Source organism: Ruegeria sp. YTSC004 (assembly GCF_059609805.1).
In genome coordinates, this window is the sequence record NZ_JBXWMJ010000006.1 from 219,656 (window position 1) to 246,357 (window position 26,702).

21 protein-coding genes are annotated in these 26,702 nt (G+C 56.1%); 12 read left to right on the forward strand and 9 right to left on the reverse strand.

The genetic code is table 11. The features are described 5' to 3' along the window. Positions 1–20 precede the first annotated feature (20 nt). From AC2FFP_RS12980 to AC2FFP_RS12990, 3 genes are all read left to right on the forward strand, one after another. Positions 21–1,994 carry an acetyl/propionyl/methylcrotonyl-CoA carboxylase subunit alpha gene (locus AC2FFP_RS12980; RefSeq protein ID WP_496844350.1) on the forward strand — a complete coding sequence of 658 codons (1,974 nt, stop codon included), beginning with the start codon at positions 21–23 and terminating at the stop codon, positions 1,992–1,994. Between the two features lie 100 nt (positions 1,995–2,094). Next, a complete protein-coding gene (locus tag AC2FFP_RS12985; RefSeq protein WP_496724688.1) occupies positions 2,095–2,886 on the forward strand; it encodes a TIGR03084 family metal-binding protein in 792 nt (263 codons plus the stop codon). Between the two features lie 6 nt (positions 2,887–2,892). Beyond that, entirely contained in the window at positions 2,893–4,002 is a 1,110-nt protein-coding gene (locus AC2FFP_RS12990) for an AI-2E family transporter (protein WP_496881126.1), read from the forward strand. 102 nt (positions 4,003–4,104) lie between these two features. Here the strand turns inward: AC2FFP_RS12990 and AC2FFP_RS12995 are convergent, their stop codons facing one another. After that, positions 4,105–6,084, reverse strand: a complete 1,980-nt coding sequence (locus AC2FFP_RS12995; protein WP_496881127.1) for a bifunctional 2',3'-cyclic-nucleotide 2'-phosphodiesterase/3'-nucleotidase — start codon at positions 6,082–6,084, stop codon at positions 4,105–4,107. Between the two features lie 389 nt (positions 6,085–6,473). Between AC2FFP_RS12995 and bioB the strand changes: the two genes are divergently transcribed. The 6 genes from bioB to AC2FFP_RS13025 are packed head-to-tail and all read left to right on the forward strand — an operon-like array spanning position 6,474 to position 11,856. Next, the gene (bioB, locus tag AC2FFP_RS13000) at positions 6,474–7,454 is read left to right on the forward strand and encodes a biotin synthase BioB (protein ID WP_496881128.1); all 981 of its coding nucleotides are present in this window, start codon (positions 6,474–6,476) and stop codon (positions 7,452–7,454) included. Then, entirely contained in the window at positions 7,451–8,584 is a 1,134-nt protein-coding gene (locus tag AC2FFP_RS13005; RefSeq protein ID WP_496844354.1) for an 8-amino-7-oxononanoate synthase, read from the forward strand. Before bioB ends, AC2FFP_RS13005 begins: the two co-directional genes overlap by 4 nt. Continuing rightward, positions 8,581–9,201, forward strand: coding sequence for a dethiobiotin synthase (gene bioD, locus AC2FFP_RS13010; protein ID WP_496766449.1), 621 nt, complete (start codon positions 8,581–8,583; stop codon positions 9,199–9,201). Before AC2FFP_RS13005 ends, bioD begins: the two co-directional genes overlap by 4 nt. Then, positions 9,198–10,484: an adenosylmethionine--8-amino-7-oxononanoate transaminase gene (gene bioA, locus AC2FFP_RS13015; RefSeq protein ID WP_496766451.1), complete on the forward strand. Its 1,287-nt coding sequence runs from the start codon at positions 9,198–9,200 to the stop codon at positions 10,482–10,484. Before bioD ends, bioA begins: the two co-directional genes overlap by 4 nt. Continuing rightward, entirely contained in the window at positions 10,481–11,101 is a 621-nt protein-coding gene (locus AC2FFP_RS13020; protein WP_496766453.1) for a pimeloyl-ACP methyl esterase BioG family protein, read from the forward strand. The genes bioA and AC2FFP_RS13020 overlap by 4 nt, the downstream gene beginning before the upstream one ends. Continuing rightward, positions 11,098–11,856 carry a methyltransferase gene (locus tag AC2FFP_RS13025; RefSeq protein WP_496844357.1) on the forward strand — a complete coding sequence of 253 codons (759 nt, stop codon included), beginning with the start codon at positions 11,098–11,100 and terminating at the stop codon, positions 11,854–11,856. Before AC2FFP_RS13020 ends, AC2FFP_RS13025 begins: the two co-directional genes overlap by 4 nt. Positions 11,857–11,862: 6 nt before the next feature. Here AC2FFP_RS13025 and AC2FFP_RS13030 read toward each other — a convergent pair whose 3' ends face one another. Beyond that, positions 11,863–15,423, reverse strand: coding sequence for a PA14 domain-containing protein (locus AC2FFP_RS13030; protein WP_496881129.1), 3,561 nt, complete (start codon positions 15,421–15,423; stop codon positions 11,863–11,865). Positions 15,424–15,578: 155 nt separating this feature from the next. Here AC2FFP_RS13030 and AC2FFP_RS13035 point away from each other — a divergent pair, with 155 nt between their 5' ends. The 3 genes from AC2FFP_RS13035 to AC2FFP_RS13045 all read left to right on the forward strand — a co-directional run bounded on the left by AC2FFP_RS13035 (position 15,579) and on the right by AC2FFP_RS13045 (position 20,724). Continuing rightward, entirely contained in the window at positions 15,579–17,306 is a 1,728-nt protein-coding gene (locus AC2FFP_RS13035; RefSeq protein WP_496844359.1) for an ABC transporter transmembrane domain-containing protein, read from the forward strand. Beyond that, positions 17,303–19,399 carry a peptidase domain-containing ABC transporter gene (locus AC2FFP_RS13040; protein ID WP_496881130.1) on the forward strand — a complete coding sequence of 699 codons (2,097 nt, stop codon included), beginning with the start codon at positions 17,303–17,305 and terminating at the stop codon, positions 19,397–19,399. Before AC2FFP_RS13035 ends, AC2FFP_RS13040 begins: the two co-directional genes overlap by 4 nt. A gap of 62 nt (positions 19,400–19,461) precedes the next feature. Continuing rightward, entirely contained in the window at positions 19,462–20,724 is a 1,263-nt protein-coding gene (locus AC2FFP_RS13045) for an HlyD family type I secretion periplasmic adaptor subunit (RefSeq protein WP_496766463.1), read from the forward strand. A 53-nt stretch (positions 20,725–20,777) separates the two neighbouring features. Here AC2FFP_RS13045 and AC2FFP_RS13050 read toward each other — a convergent pair whose 3' ends face one another. From AC2FFP_RS13050 to AC2FFP_RS13080, 7 genes are all read right to left on the reverse strand, one after another. Beyond that, positions 20,778–22,634 carry an SLC13 family permease gene (locus tag AC2FFP_RS13050; protein ID WP_496725210.1) on the reverse strand — a complete coding sequence of 619 codons (1,857 nt, stop codon included), beginning with the start codon at positions 22,632–22,634 and terminating at the stop codon, positions 20,778–20,780. A gap of 225 nt (positions 22,635–22,859) precedes the next feature. Then, positions 22,860–23,324, reverse strand: a complete 465-nt coding sequence (gene queF, locus AC2FFP_RS13055) for a preQ(1) synthase (RefSeq protein ID WP_496724662.1) — start codon at positions 23,322–23,324, stop codon at positions 22,860–22,862. Between the two features lie 16 nt (positions 23,325–23,340). Continuing rightward, positions 23,341–24,042, reverse strand: a complete 702-nt coding sequence (gene queE, locus AC2FFP_RS13060; protein WP_496881131.1) for a 7-carboxy-7-deazaguanine synthase QueE — start codon at positions 24,040–24,042, stop codon at positions 23,341–23,343. Next, entirely contained in the window at positions 24,039–24,392 is a 354-nt protein-coding gene (gene queD, locus AC2FFP_RS13065) for a 6-carboxytetrahydropterin synthase QueD (RefSeq protein WP_496721555.1), read from the reverse strand. The genes queE and queD overlap by 4 nt, the downstream gene beginning before the upstream one ends. Next, positions 24,392–25,090, reverse strand: coding sequence for a 7-cyano-7-deazaguanine synthase QueC (gene queC, locus AC2FFP_RS13070; protein WP_496881132.1), 699 nt, complete (start codon positions 25,088–25,090; stop codon positions 24,392–24,394). Before queC ends, queD begins: the two co-directional genes overlap by 1 nt. 129 nt (positions 25,091–25,219) lie before the next feature. Continuing rightward, the gene (locus AC2FFP_RS13075; RefSeq protein ID WP_496734661.1) at positions 25,220–25,939 is read right to left on the reverse strand and encodes an aspartate/glutamate racemase family protein; all 720 of its coding nucleotides are present in this window, start codon (positions 25,937–25,939) and stop codon (positions 25,220–25,222) included. Then, positions 25,936–26,640 (reverse strand): GntR family transcriptional regulator, encoded by a 705-nt coding sequence (locus tag AC2FFP_RS13080; RefSeq protein ID WP_496734659.1) that lies wholly within the window; start codon positions 26,638–26,640, stop codon positions 25,936–25,938. Before AC2FFP_RS13080 ends, AC2FFP_RS13075 begins: the two co-directional genes overlap by 4 nt. Positions 26,641–26,702: the final 62 nt, after the last annotated feature.

Consider the following 26,702-nt stretch of genomic DNA (forward strand, 5'->3'; position numbering starts at 1 on the left):
CAGATAGCAGAGGCTGAGGCATGACATTCGACACGCTTCTTGTTGCCAATCGTGGGGAAATCGCCGCGCGTATCATCCGAACCGCCCGGTCGCTTGGGCTGCGCACGGTGGCCGTTTATACAACCGCTGACGCGCGGGCACCCCATGTCGAACTTGCTGATGAGGCGGTTTGGATCGGTGAAGGGCCGGTTGGTGATAGCTATCTGAACGCAGAAAAGACCATTGCTGCCGCTCAGAAAGCCGGGGCAGGGGCAATTCACCCGGGCTATGGGTTTTTGTCCGAAAATGCGGGTTTTTCAGCGGCAGTCGAGACCGCGGGTCTGACTTTTATCGGACCCGATCCCGAAGCGATCAGGCTGATGGGCGACAAGGCCGTCGCCAAACGCCTGATGATCGGCGCGGGCGTTCCCTGCGTTCCGGGGTATGAAGGCGATGATCAATCGGATGCCGCTCTGGTCACAGAAGCGGACAAGATCGGCTTTCCTATTATGGTTAAAGCCGCAGCTGGTGGCGGTGGTCGCGGAATGCGCGTGGTCCAATCCGCCGACGCTCTTTCTGAGGCGATTGCGCTTGCCAGATCCGAGGCCGAGAACGCTTTTGGATCCGGCAAATTGATCCTTGAGAAAGCGATCGGTGATGCGCGCCATATCGAATTTCAGATTTTTGTCGATGGGTACGGGAACGTAATTCATCTGGGCGAAAGGGAATGCTCGATTCAGCGTCGCCACCAAAAAGTCATCGAAGAAGCCCCAAGCCCCGCCATGACGCCAGAATTGCGCGAAAAAATGGGAGCCGTGGCGATTGAGGCGGCCCGTGCGGTGAACTATCGCGGCGCCGGAACCGTGGAGTTCCTATTGGAACCGTCCGGCGTTTTCTATTTCCTTGAAATGAACACCCGACTGCAGGTTGAGCATCCTGTCACCGAGATGGTCACTGGCATCGACCTAGTGGCGCTACAGATCGCTGTCGCGCAGGGTGACGCCCTTCCGATCTCTCAGGAAGACGTCACCATGAACGGCCACGCCATTGAGGCGCGGCTTTATGCCGAAGACCCCGCTAACGGATATCTACCGGCAACCGGTCCAATTGATTTCTGGCAGGCTGCGACTGGACCCGGAGTGCGTGTGGACTCCGGCATTCAACAAGGGCAGGAGGTATCGCCTTTCTATGACGCCATGCTTGCAAAGATCATTGCGCATGGTCCAACCCGCGAAACGGCACGTGCGCGGCTGATCAAGGCTGTGAACGAATCTATTTTGCTGGGAACGGTGACAAATTCGCGGTTTCTTGCAGATGTGCTGCAGCACAGAGATTTCATTGCTGGTGATGCAACGACAACATTTTTGGATCGGACCTACCCCCGGGGCTTTCTTGCGTACCGGGTAACTGCGCCGGACATCGCCTTGGCGGCTGCGCTGTTGTTGGATGCGGATCAATCCCGCGCAAGGGCGGCGTCGGGCTACGTATCCGCCGAACAGTTGGGTTGGTCTAGCGCGGCGTTGCCGCCGTTCGCCGTGACGCTTGCCTATGTTGACGAAGAGATACAAACGCGCGCACTCGCCCGCCCCGAAGGATGGACCGTATGGGTTGAGGGCAACGCGTATGATGTCTCGTTCATCAAGCGCAGCAGCGGGAAGGTCCGGGCACGCATAAATGACAACACCGTCGACGCCACCGCACACATAACCCGGGACACGGCCCAGATCGCCATCGGCGCCGAGCGCCGGACGTTTCGACGCCTGCGTCCCGGTGCATTGGATGCGGGAACGATCGCTAGCGGTCGCGTCACCGCCCCCATGCCGGGTGCCCTGGTCGAGGTGGCGGCAAGACCTGGTCAAAGCGTTTCGAATGGCGACTGTCTGGCCGTTCTCGAAGCCATGAAGATGCAGCACCAAATCACTGCCGCCGTTGCGGGCGTCGTGACCTCTGTACACGTTGAGATCGGACAACAGGTGGCGGCGGGGGATGTTATGATCGAGATTGACGAAACATAGGTAGAATTGGGTGTGTGTCGGCTACCGCCGCTCAGGCACTGCATCCGGGGACATCGAACAGGCAAACACAAAATCGAGGGAACAAGCAGTGCAACAGGCAATGGATTTTTTGCAAGAAAGCGAGGCATTGTTTGCCATTCTAGCCGATATTTCGGGCGACCAATGGGAAAACCAAACCCAGTTCAAGGGATGGACGCTGAACGATGTTCTGGTGCATCTGCACTATTGGAACCAGATGGCCGATTTGTCGCTTCAGGACCCCGACGCATTTGCTGCGCGCATTGGCGCATTGTTTGTCAAAGCCAATGCCGAAGGGCTGCGCGCAGCCGAGAACGAAGCGATTTTGCTGCGTGGGAACGAGCTGCGCGATGCTTGGCGGACACTTTACACAGATATTGGCACACGTTGGGCCGATCTCGATCCCAAGCACCGGGTGAAATGGGCCGGTCCGGATATGTCTGTACGCTCGTCGATCACGGCCCGCCAGATGGAGACTTGGGCACACGGGCAAGAGATTTTTGACGTTCTTGGTGTCGAGCGCGTCGAACAGGACCGAGTCAAGAACATCGTCATTCTGGGTGTGAATACCTTTGGTTGGGCTTATCAGGTCAACGGCAAACCTGTGCCCGAGGCGATGCCGCGACTTGAACTGACCGCACCTTCCGGAGCCTTATGGGAGTTCGGTGAACCGGGGGACAATCGGATAACAGGACCTGCGGTAGAGTTTGCGCAAGTCTCGGCCCAAACCCGCAACATCGCAGATACATCTCTAAAGGTGGAAGGGCCGGTTTCTGCCGAATGGATGTCAATCGCGCAGTGTTTTGCCGGTGGTCGCGAAACGCCTCCAGCACCGGGTAGCCGTCACTGCGCTCGGGGCGCTCAGATTGCGTGAAAGACGTTGAATATAAGCCTAGAACCCGGCACAAAAGGACCCACACGTCCGACCGAAAGCGAAGATATGCTGCAGTTTAATGTGACAAAACTTGCATCTGGCCTGATCGTCGCTGTTGTCATCGGCTGGCTGCTGGTGCTGGGCAAGAGCATTTTTCTTCCGGTGCTTTTGGGCATTATCGGAATATACATTCTGGACTCGACCGCCTCGACAATCGGCCGTGTTCCGGGGTTGCGCCACATTCCACGCCGCGGGCGCCGTTTACTTGCACTGCTTGCCATATTTCTAACGCTGATTCTGATAGGGGTTTTTCTTGAGGCAAACGCGCAAGCGGTCGCCCAGAATATCCCGCGTTACCAAACCAACCTAAAAGCGCTGGTTGACTCGGCAATGGCGATTTTGGGTGTCAAAAAACTGCCAGACTGGTCCACGATCGAGCAGACGATTGCTGGCAAGTTCGATGTTTTGGGTTTTGTGCAGGGGACGCTTTCCACAGTGCAGGGTTTCGGGACGGTCATGTTAATGACAATCCTTTATATTGTGTTCATCCTGTCCGATCTGGACGATATGCCGGAAAAAGTTAGAAAGGCTTTGGGTGATGCTGAAACAGCTGACCGGTCGCTGCAAATTGTCGCCCAGATAAACCAGAAAATCGGCAGCTACCTAAGCGCAAAGACCCTGATCAACGTCATTTTGGCTGTGATCTCATATGTGATCATGTTGTTGCTTGGCATCGAGTTCGCAATGTTCTGGGCCATATTGATCGGCCTTTTGAACTATATCCCATACCTGGGTTCCATTGTTGGCGTTCTGTTTCCCGTCATGCTGAGCCTCGTGCAATTCGGCGGCATCTGGCACGCCGGTGTCGCGCTGATCGCGCTCATGGCCGCTCAGCTGTTTGTCGGAAACTTCCTTGAACCCCGCCTGGTCGGAAATTCGGTGAACCTGAGCGGGTTTATGGTGCTGTTTTCGCTGACGATCTGGACCGCGATGTGGGGTCTGGCAGGCACCATATTGGCGATACCGTTGACTGCCGTGGTGATGATCATCTTGTCGCAAATCCATTCTACACGACCGCTGGCGATTTTGATGTCAGAAAGCGGTGAACTTGACTGATTTTTCCAAAGCCCGGTTTTAAGTGATCGAATAATTCGTCATCTTTGGTGCGCGACCGCCACCCATTGGTCGGGGTGACGGTCGGTTTATAAGTTCTGGCGTTTAAAGCTTGATGCGGAACGCGGCGAAACCATCGGCGCCTTCGCCGGCGTCTTCGATCACCACTCCATTGACGTCGCTCATATAGTCGCGCGCTTTGGGGCCGGTTTCGAAAAGCACCGTGGTATCTGCGAGCGGGGCGAAGGACCAGTTGGCGTCCGCCTTTGGATCGATTGTGCCCTGTTCGACAATGTAACGCACGATGACGTCGCGGTTGGTGTCTGGGGCCTCGAAAACAATCGTGTCACCCAATGCGCCCGGGAAGGACCCACCGCCAGACGCGCGGTAATTGTTGGTGGCGATGATGAACTCCATATCATCCGTAACCGGCGTGCCGTTGAAGGAAAGGTTCACAATCCGAGCCGCATCTGGGTTCACCTCTTCGCCTTTTGGTCCAAATCGCGAGGGCTGGGACAGGTCGATCTGATAGGTCACGCCGTCCATAACATCAAAGTTGTAGGACGGGAATTCCGGGTTCAGTAGAATTGCGTCGGCCGAGCCCGGCTCAACCTGATTGAACATACCTGCCGAACGCTCCAGCCAACCCCGGACCTGTGCCCCGTTCACGCGGACCGCCCGCACGGTGTTCGGATAGAGATACAGGTCAGCCACGTTTTTGATTGCCACATCGCCCACTGGAACATCGGTATAATACTCTGGCCCACCACGGCCACCGGCCTTGAACGGGGCTGCGGCTGATAGGATGGGCAGCCCCTCGTGCTCGGTGCCCTTCATCATCTCTTCAACATACCATTTTTGTGCGATCGACACGATTTGCACCGACGGATCATCCGCGACGAGCGCGAAATAGCTGTGCAAAGGCGCGGACGTCTTCCCTACGGCGCGGCGAACATATGCCAGTGTTTCGTCGTGATCTTTGGCAACCGAATCCAGCACGGTCTGGTCGTCGCCAACCAGCGCAGTGATTGAGCGATCTTCGTTGCGCTTTGAGATCGGGCGCGCCTCGGACGTCGTTGTTACGACGCGCCATTCGTTCCCGTCGCGTTCCAGCAGCAGGTCCAACAGACCCAGATGCGAGCCCCAGAAACCGCCCATGACCGCTGGTTTGCCCAGCAAGGTACCTTTTTCGACGTCGATACCTGGACGATCCGCGAAGGTGGGCGAAGGGAAGACCAGGTGATTGTGGCCTGTGACCAGCGCGTCGATGCCATCGACGCCAGCCAGCGCGACTGAGGCGTTCTCCATCCCGTTGGCATGGTCTGCCTCACCGATACCCGAATGCGACAGGGCGATGATCAGGTCGCAGCCTTGCTCTTGCATTTCTGGTACATAGGCTTTCGCCGTATCGACAATGTCTCGGGCCTGAACGTTGCCTTCCAGATGCTTGCGATCCCAATTCATGATCTGAGGTGGTGTAAAGCCAATGACGCCGACCTTGATTGGATGCTTGCTGCCGTCGCCCATTTCAATTTCCCGGTCCAGAATGGCGTAAGGCTTGACCAGGGTCTTATCATCGCGTGGCCCTGCACCCTGTTTTTTGGCGACGTTGGCCAACACGACAGGGAAATCAGCGCCGGCGAGTGACTTTTCCAGAAAATCCAAACCGTAATTGAACTCGTGGTTGCCCAAAGTAGCGGCGTCATAGCCTACGGTGTTGAATGCGGCGATGATCGGATGGCTGTCGCCTTCTTTCATACCACGCTCATAAGCGATGTAATCGCCCATCGGGTTGCCCTGCAAAAAGTCGCCATTATCCACCAGCAACGAGTTGGTTGCCTCTGACCGAATGTCATTGATGATCGATGCGGTGCGCGACAGGCCTACCGTATCGCGCGGCTTGTCTGCGTAGTAATCATAAGGGAAGACATGCACATGGATATCGGTGGTTTCCATGATCCGAAGATGCGCCTGATTGTCGGCAGCGGCGGCCGAAAAAGGGTGCAGGGTGATTGCGGCGGCGCTGGCCGTGGTTGTGGCAAGGAACTGGCGGCGAGACATCGAAAAATGGTTGGAGGAGGTCATTCGGAACCTTTCAATATGTTGGCTAACGCGCCTTCTGCATAACTTACAAAACAACCGTGTGACACTGGTATCCAACGCGTTTGCAGCGGCGCGGCGCATGCGGGAATGTTTGGTACTGATGCCCATTGTGATCTGCTTACCCAATCATGGCAACATGTGTCGATTTGAGACGGTTGATTTTCGCGCGGTGCATATTGCGGAAATGGCGGCAGCCGCATTGGGATAGAATGTTCCGCATCGTTTGCTGAAGCGGCGTTGGCACAGCGGACCATTGCAAGCATCCGCGTTTTTCCGCCTGAGTGACGCAGATGGTAGAATCTGGTTGTGATAACGATCTTTATCTATAAAAGTATGCGCAGCCATGAGAGTTTTCGAAAAGTATCTATAAAATGAAAAACACCTCCCCGCTGTGGTCCCGCGAAGCTGCCCAAGCGTTGTATGACCTTCCGTTGATGGATCTGCTGTTTCGCGCTCAGACTGTGCACCGCGAAAACTTTGATCCCAACAAGGTTCAGACATCCAAACTATTGTCGATCAAAACCGGTGGATGCGCCGAGGATTGTGCCTATTGCTCGCAATCGGCGCGGAACGGATCAAAGCTGTCGGCCTCCAAATTGATCGAGGTTCAGCGCGTTCTGACCGAAGCGCGCAAGGCTCGCGACGGTGGGGCAACCCGGTTCTGCATGGGCGCTGCGTGGCGCGAACCCAAAGACCGGGATATGGATGCCCTTGTTGCCATGGTCGAAGGCGTGCGCGAGATGGGGATGGAAACATGTATGACCCTTGGCATGCTGGACGACAAACAGGTGGTCCGTTTGCGCGATGCGGGGCTGGATTACTATAACCACAACATCGACACGTCCGAGCGGTATTATCCCGAAGTCATCACCACACGCACCTTTGCGGACCGGATTGACACGATGAACCGTGTGCAGGAAGCGGGTATCAAAGTCTGTTCCGGCGGTATCCTCGGAATGGGCGAAGAGGTTCAGGACCGGGTCGATATGCTTGTCACTTTGGCCAATATGAACCCGGCGCCGGATTCAGTGCCGATCAATATGCTGATGCCGCAGGAAGACACACCATTGGCAGACGCGAAGCCCATCGACCCGATCGACTTTGTGCGGGTAATAGCCGTGGCGCGGATAATGATGCCGCAGTCTTATGTTCGTCTGTCCGCAGGGCGCAGCGATATGAGTGAGGAATTGCAGGCCATGTGCTTCTTCGCCGGTGCGAACTCGATCTTTGTTGGTGAAACGCTTTTGACGGCAGAAAACCCCGAAGAAGACACTGATGCCATATTGTTTGCCAAGCTTGGGTTGCAGGCGGAAACATCGGCCGAAAAATCCTGTTTGGATGCTGCTGAATGATAGCACTGAGTCGATTGAACTCGATGCTTGAACTGTTGGACACCCGGCACCGTCGCCGGGTGTTGGCATCACGGCGCGGTCTGGACTTTGCGTCCAATGATTACCTAGGTTTGGCGCAATCGGCATTCCTTCGCGTTGCCGCGCAAACGGCATTGGCGCAGGGCGTGCCGCTGGGATCCGGTGGTTCCCGTCTTTTGCGGGGCAATCATCCCGAACATGAGGCGCTTGAACACGAGGCCGCCGCCTTTTTTGATGCTGAGGCTGCTTTGTTCATGGGCGGAGGATTCCAGGCCAATCAGGCGATTTTCTCGACCCTTCCTGCCGCCGAAGATCTGATCCTTTACGATGCTTTGGTTCATGCAAGCGCGCATGAAGGCATGCGGATGGGACGTGGCCAAACACGTGCCTTTGCTCATAATGACGTGACCGCAGCGCGTCTGGCCATTGAGGCGTGGCTGGCAAAAGGCGGGTCTGGTCAAATCTGGATCGCCGTGGAAAGCATCTATTCCATGGAGGGCGACATTGCGCCCTTGGCTGCGCTGTCTGATCTGGCCTGTGAACACGGTGCCATATTGATCGTGGATGAGGCTCATGCGACCGGAGTATTTGGCCCGAACGGAAAGGGTCTGGCGCATGGCCTCAAGGCTGAGTTGCTGACTTTGCACACATGCGGCAAAGGGTTGGGGGTTTCTGGAGGGCTGATTTGTGGCCCGCGGGTGTTGATCGAAACATTGATCAACCGCGCGCGCCCGTTTATCTTTGCGACATCCCCATCTCCGCTCAATGCGGCCCTTGTTCGCGTGGTTCTGCAGCATCTTCAAACAGATAGTTCGCTGCCCCTGAACGCCCTGTCCCGCACCCGCCACGCGCATGCCGTTGCACGTCAGATCGGAACACCCCAAGAGGCGCTGAACAGCCAGATTATCCCCATAATTTTGGGCGATGACGCCAAAACCATGGAAATGGCCGCAACGTTACAGGCCAAAGGTTTTGATGTCCGTGGTATCCGGCCGCCGACCGTGCCACGGGGCACGTCGCGCCTGCGCGTGTCGATCACCGGCAACGTGGGCAAGGATGACATAAGCGCCCTGTTCGAAGCACTGGCGCATCAACAGACCGAGGCGGCATGAGCGCTGTAATCGTCACAGGCACCGACACTGGTGTCGGAAAAACGGTTTTTGCTGCGGGCCTGACGGCCGCGCTTGGCGCAACCTATTGGAAGCCGGTGCAATCCGGGCTTGAGGATGCAACGGACACAGAAACCGTCGCGGCGCTTTCCGGTGCTGTAATTTTGCCGGAAGCCTATCGCCTGAACATGCCAGCCTCACCACATTTGTCGGCCGAAGACATAGGCGTCGAGATTTCGCCGGATCGGCTTGCGCTGCCTCAGGTCAACGGACCCCTGGTCGTCGAGGGGGCAGGCGGGATCATGGTGCCGCTGAACCGCAAGACCTTTTTCCTTGATGTCATCTCGGTGTGGCGGGCGCCCGTGGTTCTGGTGGCCCGGACCGCATTGGGTACGATCAACCACACAAGCCTGTCCCTGATGGCTTTGCGGGGAGCAGGTTGCAACGTCGTCGGCGTAGCGTTTGTAGGCGACGCTGAGCCAGAGGTTGAACAGACCATCGCCGAGATGTGTCAGGTTACCCATTTGGGACGCTTGCCGTATCTTGAAACCCTGTCGGGAGAAACGCTGTCGGATGCTTTCGATGCGATTGACACAGCAACAATTCGGAGAGCTTTGTGACCGCTCTGGAGTTTGATGCCCGCCACCTGTGGCATCCCTATACTAATGTTCTGAACCCCGGTCCGATGCATCTGATCACCGAGGCCGAAGGGGTATGGCTGACCCGGGAAGACGGCACTCGGATGATCGATGCTATGTCGTCGTGGTGGTGTGCGGTGCACGGGCATCGTCATCCGGCCATTACTGCTGCGATGCAGGAACAGCTGCGGCAAATGCCCCATGTCATGTTCGGTGGCCTGACGCATCGACCCGCTATTGAACTGGGTCGCAAGCTGGTCGAGCTGTTGCCTGACGGGCTGGATCGCATTTTCTACAGCGATAGCGGATCGGTCGCGATTGAAGTCGCCTTGAAAATGGCTGTGCAGTATCAGATGGCGCTGGGTCACACGGGGCGCACGCAATTTGCGACCATTCGCGGCGGATACCACGGGGACACATGGAAAGCGATGAGCGTCTGCGACCCCGAGAATGGGATGCATGGGCTGTTCAGCGGCGCGCTGTCGATCCAACATTTCCTGCCCCGCCCACCGATATCGTTTGATCAGGAATGGACGGATGATCCAACCCTGAATGGGCTGGATGCACTGGCTGAGCTGCTGGAAGCCAAGACCGATCAGATCGCGGCCCTGATCCTTGAGCCTGTGGTGCAGGGCGCGGGTGGCATGTATTTCTATCACCCCAAGTGGTTAAAAGGCGCGCAAGACCTGTGTAAAGCGTACGGAATTCTTGTGATTTTTGACGAAATCGCGACTGGGTTTGGTCGCACGGGCGAACTGTTCGCGATGCGTCATGCCGAAGTGGTTCCTGACATCATCTGCATGGGCAAAGCGCTGACAGGCGGACATATTACTCTGGCCGCGACCGCCACGACTGAAGATGTCGCGCGCCGAATTGGCGAAAGCGAAGCAAACGTTCTGATGCATGGCCCGACCTATATGGCCAACCCGCTGGCCTGTTCTGCCGCGGTGGCCAGTCTGGACCAACTATCGGTCAGAGATTGGCGCGCCGAAGTGCACGCGATCGCCGACCAGATCAAGCAAGAACTTGCCCCCGCACGTGAATTGCCAGGCGTTGCCGATGTGCGCGTGCTTGGCGCGATCGGGGTCATTGAAATGGAGCAATGGGCTGATCCCGCGGTTGCGCATGCGCTGGCACCCGATACCGGCGTTTGGTTGCGCCCGTTTGCCCGCAACATCTATTGCATGCCGCCTTACATCATCTCTGCGAATGAATTGAGCCGTGTAACATCGGCCATGATCTCGCTCGTCAAAGGCATGTCATGAAACAGCGGTGGTTATCGCATTCCGGAACGGATGAATTGATCCTGATCTTTGGCGGTTGGGCGCTGGGGGCTGCGCCTTTTGCTGGGCTTTCAGGGCGCGGTGATGTGCTATTCGTCGACGACTTCCGCCACCTTGACGATCCTCTGCCTGATATTGCGCAATATGACCGGGTCAATCTGATTGCCTTTTCTTTTGGTGTCGCATCTGCGGGCCACTGGCTGACGCAAACTGGATTTTGTCCCGATCGGCTGATTGCCGTCAGCGGCACGCTATGTCCGGCTGACCCCGAGCGTGGCATCGCACCGGATATGATCCGCGCCACGGCGGAAAACCTGACCGCAGCCAGTTTCGCAAAGTTCTGTCGCCGCGCCGGATTGAACGGGCCGGTTCCCGAAATTGATCTGGAGGCTGCGCAGGCAGAGCTTCACGCCGTGATCGACCGTGGTGGCGCACCCGAGGTGGCGTTTGACCGGATTTGGATCCCCCAGCGGGACCGAATTATCCCAACGCCGGCGCAAGAGGCGGCATGGGCGCACCAACAATCTGCCGTGCGTGGTATTGCCACCCCGCATGTCCCGTTTCGCGACGGTCAGAACTGGCAGGAGTGGGCCGCATGAACGTACAGATCGCAGACCGCGTCCAGCGCAGTTTCAGTCGCAGTTTCCGCAGCTACCACAGATCAGCGAGCCAGCAGGCCAAAATCGCGGATCGGCTGGTCCATGAGATGCGGGCCGGCGGCGGGCCGGACCGTTTCCCGGCCGGTTTGGAATTTGGGTGTGGTACCGGCCACCTCACGCATCGGGTGTGTAGCGCATTCGACATTGGTCAGTTGACGGTCAATGACCTGTCGCCCGAAGCGGCTGAGACCGCAACAGCGGTCGGCGCGGACTTTTTGTGTGGTGATGCCAAAACTGTTGAATGGCCATCTCAACCCAATTTGGTCATTTCCGCATCCATGATCCAATGGCTGTTTGATCCCGCAGCCTTCTTGCAAAAGGCGGCCAACGCATTGGCTCCTGGAGGGTGGTTGGCGGTTTCAGGCTTTGGACCAGAACAGTACCGGGAGCTGGTGAAAGTCGGCTCCACAGCCAAAGCGCCGGGCCTGTGCCGATCTGAAGATTTGGCCGCGGCGGTCGAAGGCCAGTTAGAGATTATCAGTTGCGGCGAAATTCTCTCTGCATTGCGCTTTGATACGCCCCGAGACGTTCTCAATCACCTTCGAAGAACTGGGGTCAACGGGCGCGCGCAGAAGGTCTGGACCAAAACCAGTCTTGCCCAATTCTCGGAACAATATATCCGACACTTTGGCGATGATGATGGCGTGCCCCTGACCTATAACCCAACTTGGATCGTGGCCCGCAAACATAGCTGAGTGCTGTTACCAATCAATGCGCTCATAGGCTTCGGTCTGGATACACGAGATCTCAGAGCCCGGGTTGGTCACTACCGCTTCGGCCATAACATCGCCGCCGGTTTCCGCGTCACTTTGCGCAAAATCCAAGTGCCACGGCGCGGGCGGTTCAACCAGTGTTGTTGCAGCAAGCGTTTCGGACAGATCAGGGGCAAGGTCTTTTGCGATTTCATCTGTTTGCCCGACGTCCAGAGCAAAGGAAGTCACTGAAGTCAATTGCGCCCCGTTAAATCCGGTGTCCGTCACCAAGATTTCCCCTTCGATTGCGCCTTGAAATCCTGGGGGCGGGGAAATCTCAAGAAAGTCGAGATCCCAGCCAGATAGATCCGCAGAGCCGCCATCTGTCATCAGTGAATCCTCACCGCTGATCAGCAAAGTATTTGGTGGCAGCCCTTCTAAAGATACAGCAGCCTGATCACTTGCTTGGTCCATCTCGATTGCGACTTCGATCGTCCCGTTTTCGCTGACATATGGGTCTGGGTCAGCTTGCAAAAGCTCGCGCCCCGTTGTGTCCGGCCCGTCCCATTCCAATTTCAATCCTGCACGACCGTAATTCTCAAAATACCGAACTTCGATATCATAAGTGCCGGGTTCCAGGTCGATTTTTCCGGACCGCGTTCGGAACCCATGCAGACCATCATTGTCCACGATCCTAACGCCGTTGACGAAGAGTGCTACGCCATCGTCCGCACCGGCAAAAAAAGTGTAGGAGCCGCCTTCTTCTATTGTGATTTTACCTTCGAGTTTTGCCCCAAACGTATCCCTTGAACCGCCTTCCCAGAATGAGTTGCGACTGTTATCAAAATTGATTTCAGGCACAAATTCCTGTTGCGTCGGGTCAGCGGACCAGTCGATGTCGTCCAGCTTTGACAACCTGTTGTCCATGTCAAAATAACTTGCGCGGAACCCGCCCACAATTTTGGCATCTGGTGAGGGCAGGTCAGCCTGAGTTACTTCGAAAGTCAGGTATTGTACGCCGTCGTGACTGCTGTTTTCACTGGTCGGCGTAGAATGATGCAGGGCTGCTTCGACTGTTCCCGCAAATTCTGGCGGCGGTGTTATGGTGATCATCTCACCTTGCCAGCCTTCCATCTCTGCGATCCCGTCCACATTTGCCGCGAATGCGATTCCGCCAGCCTCGACAATTGTTCCAGTCGGCAGACCTGTCAGTTCGAACGTGGTTTCATCGGTCACGCTGAGCGTTCCCATATCCACACCAATGGCAAGTGGCACGCCCGAAACGGTTTGGGCCGCGGACACGTCTGGGGCTGTAACCACCTCACGTTCGTCAAGACCTGGGCCCTCCCATTCAAGCTTCAGTCCAGCCCGGCCGCAATTTTCGAAGTATCGGATTTCGATCGAATGTGTTCCCGGTTCAAGCTCAATTTCACCTGTTCGAGTTCGAAACCCGTGCAGCCCGTCATTTTCAACGACCTGTTGGCCGTTGATTACCAACATCGCCCCATCATCGGCGCCCAGAAAGAAAGTGAATGTTCCGCCTTGCTCAACTTCGATGCTGCCATTGATCTGGACGCCGAACGTGTCTTTCGCGCCTCCATCCCAAAATGTGTCGTGACCGTTAGCGTAGTTGATTTCGGACGTAACCTCTTCATGGGTCGGTTCTGCGGTCCAGTTGATGTCTTCCAGTTTGGAAAGACGATGATCAACGTCGAAATATTTGGCGTGAAACCCTGACGAAAACGTCATCTCGTCCGTATCCGCCACATTGACAGTAAAGCTTTCGGAGTGACGCAACCCGCCTGCGTCGATCACCGTGACATCAACGGTGACCGAGGATGCCTCTTCATAGTCCAACGCAACACCGGGTTTCAGACGCAGTTGACCACCGATGACTTCGAACCGGTCATCCGAGATTTCGAACCTATGGGTGTCGTCCTGATCCGGATCCTCAAAACTGAGCTGCCCGACAACGGCCCCATCAACATTTTCGGCTACGGTCAGCTCTGCGGCGGTCAGTGTGATGTTATCAACCAAGGCACCGTAGGTATCATTCTGTCCCTCAGGTTCGCGCAGTTCCAGCGTGTCTTGTCCGGTCCCAACGACCTGCAGCTGGAACGTTTCCCAATCTGCGGATTGCGGGTCCAGCTCCGCCACCAGATTGCCGTTCCAATAGACCTCGACCGTATCGGTTCCACCTGCTAGACGCTCACGCAGGTCAACGCCCAGATCATAGAGTTGACCATCCTCTGTCTGGACGACCTGGGAAATACTGTCGATGCCCCGACCATGATCCATCTCGAGCAGCTGATCGCCATCGGATGCACTCGTACCGCCTAAATGATCCCAGATTTCCATCCCATGCGCGTCTTGCCAGGACCCGCTTTCATCCGAGCCAAAGCCTTTCCACCTGCCTTTATCCAAGTCAAATTCTTCGAAACTGCCATTCTGAATGAGGTTTTCATAGGTATTGTCCAGCACAAGACGTATCGGACCCTCGTTCACATCCTGAACGTCTACTGTGAAACGCTCGGTCAGGGTGGACCCGCCAGCATCCGTGACGATGACGTCGACCTCTATCTGCGCCGCTTCTTCATGATCCAGCGCAATGCCGGGCTTTAGCTGTAACTTGCCGTCAACGATGTCAAAACGGTCGTCTGAGATGTCAATGCTGTGCGTGTCCGACGCATCCAGGTCCACAATGGAGATGTTCCCGATCACTGCGCCACTGGCGTTCTCGGCGACAGAAGTGTTATCCAGCACAAGGCTTGTCGGACCCTCGTTCACATCCTGAACGTCCACGATGAAACGCTCGGTCAGGTTGGCCCCGCCAGAGTCTGTGACTGTGACGTCGACCTCAATCTGTGCCGCTTCCTCATGGTCCAGAACAATGCCAGGCTTTAGCTGCAACTTGCCGTCAACGATGTCCAAACGGTCGTCTGAGATGTCAATGTTGTGCGTGTCCGATGCATCCGGGTCCACGATGGAAATGTTTCCGATCACCGCGCCATTGGCGTTCTCCGCAACAGATGTGTTCTCCAGAGTGGCCTCTTGTGGCGGGTTGTTTTCGGTCTGTGTGTCGGTTGAAACTGCCGGCGCTGCATCCAGATTGGGTACGCTTGGCGGCTCTGGACGAGAGGCCGGACCGCTTACATGGGTTTTTGCCACACCTTCGGTTGTTTGGGGCGTTGAAATTGCAGCACGGAATGTTTCCATTCCGGCGGCGCTTTCGTCAATTTCCGTCGCCTCTGCCTTGGGGTTCTGTGCAATTGACCCAGCCGACGAGCTCGTTGAATGCAAAGTGTGGGCGACAGGATCAGCGTTTGTGACGTTGCCGGATTGTTGTGCATGCACGGTGCGTGGGTTCAACTCTTCCGGGGCACCTTCGCTCCGAGTGCTAGGTTCCATTGTCCCAGAGAACTGTTGGCCTGTGTGTAACGAACTGCGCGTCGGATCTTCGCTTGGCCCGACAACATTGCGGGAAAGATGAGAGGCGATCTCGTGTTGTTCGTCCATATCCGCCTGTGCGGACCTTGTGTGAAAATTCAGGTCGTTCTCTTGTTTACCCATCGCACAATTCCCCAAACAACAACTGATTCACCGAATTTGGTAACACGTGTCCGTCGATATTTGGTAACTAAGCGTTTAAATTTAAAGGTAAATCCTAGGCAAGATGCGCCGGGGAATTTACGGGTCTTAAACGGAAACCGACCACTCCTGCTGAAATGACCAAGGGGGTGGAAAGCATCATGGAACCGCGTGGATTTGTTGGTCGCATTTCGGCTCCTCACTTTGATATCCCGCTTTGGGTTGCCTCTCTGACTATGAATGTTCTGTCGCTTTTGACGCCGATTTCCATCTTGCTGATATTCGATCGGGTTATCCCATTTCAGTCTACAGACACGCTGCGCGTATTGACGGTGGCACTGGTGATCGGTGCCGGTATGGAGCTGATGCTGAGACAGTGCCGTGCCGTCCTTTTGACAACCACGGCTGAGGGGGCAGCGGTCTGGAATTACCGCCGCTTTATGACCAAAGTTCTGAACGCGAATTCTTTGGCTTTCTCGCGCGAACCCGCCAGTAATTATGTGGAACGCTACGCAGCTATCGGCCAGTTGCGGGACTACCATTCGGGGCAAGGGCAAACACTCTCGATTGATCTGCCCTTTACGGTCTTGTTTGCGATTTTGATCGGATTGATCGGGGGGTGGCTGATTTTGGTGCCATTGGGCGCGGCCTGCGTTGTGATCATCTTCGCAGCGGTCATGAAGCGGGGGCAGTGGGCTCTGTTCAAGCACCGCAAGTCCTTAGACACACACCGATACGCGTTCTTGTCCGAGATTTTGTCGAACATGCCCACGGTCAAGGCAAACCGGATGGAGCCACAAATGGCCCGCCGCTTTGAATTGCTTGAAGATCAGACCGTCGATATCAGCAAAAAGCTGATCCATTTCTCGAGCTTCGCACAAAGCTTTGGAGCCATTTTCTCGCAGATGACTGTTGCCGCGATGGGGCTGCTGGGGGCCTACTTGGTGATCATCAACCTGATCGGTATCGCCGAATTGGCTGCCTGCATGCTGTTGAATGGCCGAATTATCCAGCCTTTGACCAAACTCATGGCGATGTGGGTTCAGTCGGAAAACTCTGCCATTTCACAAGCACGATTGAACGAAATGGAACAGCTTGAAATCGGGCAAAGTGCAGGGCTTTCCTGCGATCACTTGGGTCAGATCAAGGTGTCCGGTTTGTCCATGCGCCGTTTAAAAGGAAAGGGGAGAGCTTTCTTGCCCCTCAACTTTCAGGTGGAGCAAGGGCATGGCGTTTTGATTGAGCCCGAAGAAAGCTGGATGGTCGCAGCTTTGTTTGACGCAATGACGGGGCAGCGAGAGCCAGATAAGGGTAGATTGTTCATTGGCGGCTTGCGGGCATCACAGTTGATCGGGTGGCGCGGGCAGGACGCGCTGGTTGCGCTCGAAGCCGAGCCCGCGATCCTGTCGGGAACACTGCTTGAAAACATCAGCGCTTTTGGTGACGCAGAGACCGTTGATCGCGCCAAGCAAGTTGCCCTCGCCCTTGGGCTAGAGAAACGCATTCACCGTTTGCCCATGGGTTATGCAACCCAGCTTAACACCGGAACCGGGTTTGAGGCCGACCCGGTGAACCGGCATCTCATTGCATTGACACGGGCCTTGGCGCTGCGGCCGCGGGTGCTTTTGATGAATGAACCAACAGCGGTTCTAGATACAACGGAACGCCAAGCTTTGGCGGATTACCTCCAATCCGTGTCACCGCGGCCCACGATATTTGTTGCAAGCCCGGACCCTCGGATGAGGAAGATAACGGACAAGTGCGTTCGCTTAAGTTCTTCAAACGCCCTAGATCTGGCGGCATGGGCGGTGGACGCAGATCTTGAACGCACTGCCGCGGAAGCCTGGAAAAAGGGTGCTGCATGACCGTAATGAACACTCAGATTGCAAGCGGGATGCTATTTAGACTGCTTTCGGCGGGTGGGTGGCGCAATAGTGAAGACCGGCTGCTTGAGGCGTTTCCGCACGTGCTGGATCGGCTCCACCCGGTTGACATTTTCGAGACGTTGGAAAACCTCCATATCCCCTACACGCAGATCAGATGTCGTGAACGTGAGATCACGGATCACGAATGCCCGGCATTGATAATACCGGACAATGGTGCCTGCTACCTTGCGTTGGATCGGATAGGTGGCACGCTGCAAATCAGCGAAGATCTGAACCCAGATCTGAACCACCTCAAGCCCGGCCGCCGATGGTGCACCGTCATCCGGATCGACCGCTTCACGCATCACCAGACAGACAGGCGGTTCACATCTGTCCGCTCGGCATTCGCAGAATTAGGCCCGATGTTGCCCTGGCTGCTGATCGCCTCGTTGTTGTCCAACGTTCTGGGGCTTATGGCGCCATTGCTGATCATGGGCATCTATGAGCGGGTCATCCCGTCGGGTTCTGTTAGTTTGCTGGTTTCGCTGATGATCGGTGTGGTGATTGTGGGTGCGTCAGACCTGTGCTTCCGCCATGCGCGCACGCGGGCGTTGGCATATGTTGGCTGGCGTGGAGAGCGTCAGTTGATGATTGCGCTGTTTCGCAAACTGATGTCACTGCCGCTGAGCCAGCTCGGGAAAACGGATGTAAACCAACAGCTATCGCGTTTTCGCCAATTCGAATCGTTGCGCGATGCATTTACCGGGCAGGTCATGACGACCCTTCTGGATCTGCCATTCGTGGTGATTTCCTTTGCGGTCCTTGCATATCTCGCACCGCAGGTCGCGCTGCTGACGCTCGGCTTGGCGGTCTTTCTTGTCTTGCTTGGCGCAATCATCATCCCACATCAAAAACGGTTGGATCAAAAAACGACAGAGGCCGCCGCCGCTAGCCAGTCGGGCGTTCAGGACGCTATTCTTCACCAGCGGGCCATTGCAAATCTGGGGATGCAAAACCAATGGTTGGACCGCTGCATGCCGCTTGCAGAGCGCGCAGAAGCGGCCGCGCGCCGCAGCCGTCAGTTTCAGGCGCTTGCGCAATCATTGGTTCAATCCGTTACGGCACTTGCGACGATGGGGGCCATCATCTTGTGTGCGCATGGCGCGTTGCGCGGTGATATCAGCTTTGGCGCGTTGATCGCCTCGATTGCGTTGGTGTCCAAAATTCTGGCGCCGATTCAGTCTCTGTATTCCAGCTTCCCCCAGATCCTTTCCTTCCGAAGCAGTCGAAATCAGGCGGATCGTGTCCTTAGTCTTGGCGTGGAGATCGAGGTGGGGCTGGAACAAACGCATCAAAAAACATTAAGCGGCGCGATTGCGTTTTCTTCGGTCACGTACCGGCCGGACCCTTTGAACGCGCCTGTCCTTTCGCAAGCCAGTTTCAACTGTGATCCGGGCGAAGTGGTGCTGGTCATGGGCAGCGATGCGGCCGGTCGCACAGCGGTGCTGGATCTGATCGACGGCCTTTACGCGCCTCTGGCAGGTACGATTGAACATGACGGCATCGACATTCGTCAAATTGCTAGGGACGAATTGCGTAAATCCATAACCTACGCCACTTACGACATGTCGATGTTCTACGGCACCGTCGCCCAGAATTTTCGATTGGCCTCGCCGTCTCTCAATGATGACAATATTATAGCTGCTTTGACTGATATGGATTTGCTGGATGACCAAGGTCTTCTGCCAGACGGCATCGACACTCGTTTGACCGACAGTGACCTGGCGCAGATGCCATCGGCAACCTTAAAGTCGCTGGTTCTTGCACGCAGCATGGCGCGCCCTTCTTCGGTCTATCTGTTTTCCGAGCCAACCAACGGCCTGTCTGATCATCGACGGATGTGTTTCAGAAACTGGATTCGCGCGCAGCAAGGGCGCAGGACTGTGATAATCGCAACGGCGGATCGCTCATTCATGCAGATCGCCGACCGTTTCATCTTTCTGAATGGCGACAAGGTTGTCGTGAACAGCGCTGGTGATGCGGGGCGCAAGAGACTTCAGGCCGTATTGAAAACGCTTGGGAGGGCACAGTGAAATCAGGTCCAAAGAAACGTGACACGTCCGGTCCAATGCAACGTGCAAATTGGAGGCGCCGAATGCGGCGGCCTAGATTTGCGGCCTTCCTCTCGCTTGCGGTTTCGGCCATGGTTGGATGCTTGGTGGTTCTGGCAGGGCAAACTACTGTTCCCCAGGTAACCCGCGCCCCAGGGACGATCCTGCCAGTTGGCGCGTATCCACAAATCGAAACGATGCCTGGCGGCATTGTCCGGGCTGTTCATGTCCGCGATGGCCAGTTGGTTGAGGCGGGGGATTTACTGGTTGAACTGCATCACCCGGATCTGACGCGGGAAAGAGACGTCACGTCGGGCCAGCTTGCTGCGGTTCAGCGAGACTTGGCCACAGCGTCCGCTGTACTGGCGGTATTGGATCGCGAAGCTGTGCCTGACAAGGCGGAAATTGATGCGCTCAAAGGCAAGGGCCTGATTTCTGCAGCGGCAAGGTTGGACCTTTATGCTGAAGGCCAACGCATTCAGCTGGCCACGATCAAGCAGCAAGAGGGGACATTGGATATCCTGACACGGGCCACGCAGTTCGCTCAGGCCCGCGTTCGAAAGAAAGAGGAGATTCTGGAGAGATATGCGCAGCTGCGGACGCAGGGTCTAAAATCCCTGAGCGATTTCCTTGAGGAAGAGGATGAAGTGGACGCGGTTCGCGCGGCTGCATCGGACGCCCGGGTGCGCCTTGCCGAAGCCCAGAGCGCATTGATGCTGGCCCGTGCAGCCAAAGTTGAAGAAACCCTGGCGTTGCGAGATGAGGTGCTAACTCGATGGGCCGAACTTGAGCAAAAGCGCGTGGAGTTGGAGATATCGCTGGACGTCGTAAACTCAAAATTGTCGGCACTGCGTATTTCTGCCCCAGCACGTGGAATTATTCAGGCGATAACATATCCTAACCCAGGGGAAGTCATCGCGCCGGGCGAAGTGATTTTTGAGATTTTGCCGACCCGTCGCGCTTTGGTCGTAGAAGCACGTATCGCAAATTCCGAGGTCGGCCATGTTGAGTTGGAACAGCCGGTTTCAGTAAGCGTAGACACATTCGATGCCCGACGTTTCGGTAAGGTCGAAGGACGCCTGCAATCCATCTATCCTGTGCCTCTGACGGATGAACAAACCGGTGAAACCTATTTCAGGGCCTCGTTTAAACTGACCGAAGCCAAGGTTGGCACGGGCCCGTGGGAGCGTCCGCTTCAAGCTGGGATGACCGTTGTTGCGGAAATGACGACCGGCGAACAGACCCTGCTTTCCTACCTGTTAAAGCCGGTGCAGATGACGATGGAACGCGCATTCAGAGAGCGTTAGCTTGCAGATGTAAGACCTTGTAATCATGTAGTAATTCCTGTTTATCGAAACGATCAGTACAGCAAATTGAGCATAAGGAGTGACACAACAAGAAACAGTATGGTCATGACCCCACCTGAGCGTACAAAGTCCATAACTTTGTACCCTGCAGGACCCATGATCAGGGCGTTTACCTGATGGGTTGGGATTATGAAGCTGTTCGATGTTGATATGGCAACTGTCAGGGCAAATACAGCCGGATTTCCGCCTGCTGCCACTGCAATTGAAACGGCCAATGGCACTAGCAGAACGGTGGCGCCGACATTGGACATCACCAACGAAAACGCCGTAGCCAGAACCGCAACGCCTGCCTGAAGGGACCAGGTCGGCCATCCATCCAGAATGATCATGATTTGCTGCGCGATCCACGCTGCCGTGCCGGTATTCTGAACGGCCTGACCTAATGGAATAAGACATGCGAGCAGAAAGACTGTATTCCACCCAACGGCCCGGTAGGCTTCGTCAACGCTCAGCACTCGAGACAACATCATTCCCGCGGCTCCCGTCAAAAGGCAGAGAGAGAGCCGAATGTCGGTGAACAGGATCATCGACAGGGAAATGGCAAAAAACGCCAGCGCCCAACCGACCTTTTGCGGGCGAAGCTCGTCTTGGGGGAAGTCGGTGGTCACCACCACAAAATCGGGGTCGCGCTTGATCCGCATCAGGTTGTCCCAGCGGGTATGGGCGACCAACATGTCGCCTGCGTGAAACTCCTCAAGTCCGATTTGAGTAGACTCGTGCGTTTCGGATTCAACATGGCTGAGCGTTTCCTCGCCGCGATGGATGGCAAGCAACGACATGCCGTATGTCTTGCGGAACAATAGCTCGCGTGGGCATTTCCCGATCAGCTTGCTGTCGGGTGTTATGACAACTTCAGCGATGCCTGCGTTGGTTGGTGCGAATTCTTCGACAAAGATGTCCAACGTCGGCAGGACGGTCAGCCCGTACTTCTGCGCGAACTCCTCTACGACCCAGCGCCTGCCGATGATCGCCAATCGGCAAGGCGCGGCAATTTCGGCCGTCAGGACCTGAACCATTGAGGTTTTTCCACGATAGAATGTCGAAATGATGTACAGGTGATTTTCGTGGTTTATGTCGGCCAAAATCTGCCCGACCAAAGGGCTTTCGGCTGGAACGATTACTTCGAAAACATCGGCTTTCAGGCCGTAGACACGTTGCAGATACTCTTGCGTTCCCTGTCCGGTCCCGGTGTTTTCCGATCCCTCATCACCCGGCAAAACCCACCGACCCAGCAGCAGAAAGTAGGCGATGCCGGTCAGGATCAGAACAATCCCTATCGGCGTCACAGAGAAAAGGCCGAACTGCTCCATTTTCTGACCTTCGGGCAGGCCGTTGTTGGCCGACTGGATCAGGTCGTTCAGCAGGATAAGAGGCGAAGATCCGACCATCGTCATTGTGCCACCAAGGATGGCGCAGAACCCCATGGGCATCAGCAAGCGCGACAATGGGATGCCTGATCGGGAAGATATTCGGCTGACGACCGGAAGAAACAGCGCGGCGGCTCCAACGTTCTGCATGAACGAGGAAATGACCCCTACGGTGCCCGAAATAATCGGCAGCACGCGTTTCTCGGACGTTCCGCCATATTTCAGAATAACAGCGGCGACTTTGTTCATTATGCCGGTCTTGTCGAGCCCCGCGCCAACGATCATGACTGCTATAATGGAAATCACCGCATTGGATGCAAATCCATCAAACAGGTGCGGCACGTCAGCTAGTTTTTCGAGCCCGGGCGCGTAACTGAGGAGGCCGATAATGACCAGAACAAGTATGGCAGAAAGGTCAATCCTGACGATTTCGGATACAAAGAGAAATACGGTGAAGGCAAGAAGGGCGCAAACGACACCCATCTCAAAATTGAAGGCCACCTGTTCCACAATCGTCACCAGGAATTTGTTCTTACATTAAAAAAACATCTAACCCATCAATGTTGGATTGTCATGATGTTTCAAAACCGCAAGCTTGAGCGAAACAAAATTACTACCACTGCCAAAACGTCATGTTTCGAACCGGCGCGTGGGGGCCCTTTGATTGCTTGTCAGGCTGGGGCCTTCACGCCTCTCAAATCATCGGGGTCAGCCACGCCCGCGGTAAGGCGGAACACCCTGATCCGGGATCCAGACGCCTTCGGGCATTGGGCCAGTTTGCCAGAACACGTCGATCGGAATGCCCCCGCGCGGATACCAATAGCCTCCGATACGCAGCCACCTTGGCTCCAGAAACTCTTGCAGCCGGCGGGCAATCGAGATGGTGCAATCTTCGTGAAAGGCGCCATGATTGCGGAACGAGCCCAGAAACAACTTGAGCGCTTTGCTTTCCACCAACCATTGATCGGGTACGTAATCTATCACCAGATGGGCAAAATCCGGCTGGCCTGTCATCGGGCAAAGCGAGGTGAACTCGGGCGCGGTAAAGCGCACGTTGTAATCCACATCAGCCTGTGGGTTCTGCACGCGTTCCAGAACCGCCTCTTCCGGGCTGGCTGGCATTTTGGTGTCTCCGCCCAACTGGGTGAGGTTGCTGTAGATACTATCGGTCATGTTATCTCTCCTGCGGTCAGACGCCGCGTTTGTTGCCCCAGATCAGCACGTGTAGCTGGGGCAGAATGCGAGGCGCGAACCAACCGGCATTCAAAGTCTTGTCGATCAGCCATTCCATACGGCTGGTGGCATTGGTCAGATTAACCGGGCTGGCCGGATCGGTTTCCGGGTTGCCGGGTTGAAGATAAAGTGGAAGGTCCGGATACCGGTCGGCAACGCTGCGCGCCCAGTTAAAATCCGTGTCGTCAAAGATCACGATCTTGAGGACAGCTTGCGCAGGGCGCACGTTGAGGCAGGCGTCAAACGCCGTCCAATCCATATCCTCGCCACTGCTGGGCGGTTTCGGGCTGAGAACCAGCATAGCGAGGTCGGCAAACCACGGCTTTGCGATTGACCCTTGGGTTTCGCACGCAAAGGTATAGCCTTCCGCTTTGCCTTGCTGGATCAAAGGGCCAAAATCCTGAATGGCAGGATTGCCGCCAGACAGGGAAACAGTCAGAGGCCGCCCGCCTGACAAACGCTGAACTTCGGACCAGACGGCCAGCGTGTCCATTACCGCCCAATCGTGGCGATAGGCGCTGTCGACGGCGTGCAGACTGTCGCACCAACTGCACCGGAAATCGCATCCGCCCGAGCGTACAAATACCGTCGGCTGACCGATCAGCGCGCCTTCGCCCTGTACCGTGGGGCCGAATATTTCAGATATTCTAAGGGTCATGGGCGATACTCGGCCCATGTCTTGGGCGTTTCGGACACTTTCACCGCAGCGGTTTCGGGCCAGCGGGCCGCGCACCAGTCAAAGAAATGGCGCGCAAGGTTTTCAGCGGTCGACACGACGTTCAGCACATTGTTCAGGTGCCGGTGGTCGAATTCATCGTCGATATAGGTCTTGAGCGGTTTCAGCTCGTGGTAATCCCGCACGAACCCATCAGTATTCAAATCGCGCCCGGCCAATTCGACCACGACAATATAGTTATGGCCGTGCATCCGGGCACATTGGTGATCATCGGGCAAGTGGGTCAGCTGATGTGAGGCGGAAAAGTGGAACTCCTTAGTAATCCGGTACATCAGACACTTGCTCCTGCGATGGAAGATTTCCAGAACTCGGCGTCGTCGTACTTGGTTGGGTCCGGCACTCCGGCCAGCTCGAACGCCTCGCGCCGTGCAACGCATGTTCCGCATCGGCCACAATGTAAGTCGCCGCCCTTGTAGCAGGACCACGTCTGATCGAACGGGGTGTCCACGCGCGCGCCCTCGCGGACAATATCGGCTTTGCTGCGGTGCACGAATGGCACATGCAGCACTACATCCGCGTAGCCGTCCAACGCGGCGCGCTGCATGGTGTCAAACGCATCTGTGAATGCCGGGCGGCAATCGGGATAGATGAAATGGTCGCCGCCATGCACAGCAGCAGCCACCGCATCATCCCCCTGCGCTGCTGCAACACCATAAGCGATGGTCAGCATGATCGCATTGCGGTTGGGGACAACCGTGACCTTCATCGTCTCTTCTGCGTAATGCCCGTCGGGCACGTCCACGTCGTCGGTTAAGGCCGAGCCCGTCAGCGACGCCCCGACAGAACGCAGGTCAATAACGTGATGGGGCACGTCCAGCCTCTGCGCGCAGAGGGCAGCGAAGGTCAGTTCTTTGGTGTGGCGTTGGCCATAGTCGAAAGACACAAGCCGCGAGAGGTTTCCCTCCGCGGCCAGCACATGGGCAAGCGACACGGAATCCAGTCCGCCGGAGCAGACCAATGTAGTTTTCATTTTTTCAGTCCTTGTTTTGATAACCGGGTAGGCTGCGACCGGCGGGCGGGACGCTTACGGTCTTTTTCCGGTAAGCGCAATGCACGAATTGGTGGGCAAAAGAGACCTTAGGCCTGACTGCCGCGCCCTTTAGGGATTGGGAAAGCGCGGCGGCACAAGTCCAGCTTGAAACCAACTGACCAATGTCACAATGGAGAAGACGGGCAAACCGGTAGCGCGCTGAATATCTGCCGCGTATGGGCACATATTCGTGCATTCCAGCACAATCGCGCCGAGGTCAGGGTTTTCGGATTGCAAGGCAAGGGCGGCTTCAATGTTATCGGCACGGGCCTTATCGACATCCAGGCTAAGTTCGTTCCCCAGTATCGCACGGGTAAACTCGCGCCCACCTTCGGTGGAACCGATGGGTGTGTCATCTGGTACCTGAGCACAGCGCAGATGATCACGGGTCAAAGTGGAGGCGGAAATGGTCAGAACTCCCGTGCGTTTTCCGGCCGGAAGGATACCGTTCACCATCTGCACCTGCATCAAAGATGAGGTCACAACCGGAACCGGCACAGCCTCGGATAGCTCTTTCTGAAACAGGGACAGAAACCCGCAATTGGTGGTAATGCCATCCGCGCCGTCCTTGACCAGTTCTCGCGCGGCATCAATGAATGCGCCCAACATGCCATCAGCCCGGTGTCGAACGACTAGGTCCGGCGAGGCATCCCGAACAATGCGATAGAGCACCGGAAAAGGCCATGTCAGCGCATTTCCCATATCACCGGGGATGCGTGGGAATTGGGCGTCCAGCATCAGTATGCCCACCGACGCTCCGTAAATGGATTTACCACCTTGGGCGATCATCCGTGCGCCTCCTCGATAATGCGGGCCGAGATGTCTTCGAACCCTTCCATGTAGATGCTGGATATCCCGTGGCGCACGGCGTCCTGCACCTGATCCATTCGCTTAGAAATATGGGTACCCAACACACGCGCGGCCTCATCCGCGTCGCGATCCAGCAAGGCCTGCATGACCTGTTTATGTTCGTCTTTCGAGCGTTGAACCCGATCCAAGCTCATGGAAACCCAGCGGATGTATCGGATGCGTTCGTTGATCCGGGTCAGGGTTTGCACCAGTTCGTTGTTGCCAGACAGTTTGGCGATGCCCAGATGAAAGGCCTCGTCCCTGCTGACGGCTTCTTCGACGGTCAGGCCGGTGATGTCGATGCCGGTCGCGTAAAGCTCATTGCGAAGTGATTGAAGGTCTGCGTCTGACGCTTTTTCGCAGGCACTGCGCGCTGCGGCGGATTCGATGATTTGGCGTAGTTCGAACAGGTCGAACACACTTTGCGCATCCAGCGGGCGACAGAAAAACCCCTGACCGGGGCGAAAATCAAACAGGCGTTCCGCCACTAGCCTATTCAGCGCTTCGCGCAGGGGGGTTCGGCTGACACCCAATTCTTTCGATAGTGCCACTTCATTCAATCGATCACCCGGCCGCAGGCGAAACGAGACGGCCATCGCCTTTACCTGTTCATAGATGTCGTCAACGCGTGGACCCGCCATAAGTACTGCCTTTTTCGTTTTCCAAGGCGTGCCACAGGTCGTTCTTGAAATCAATATACAAA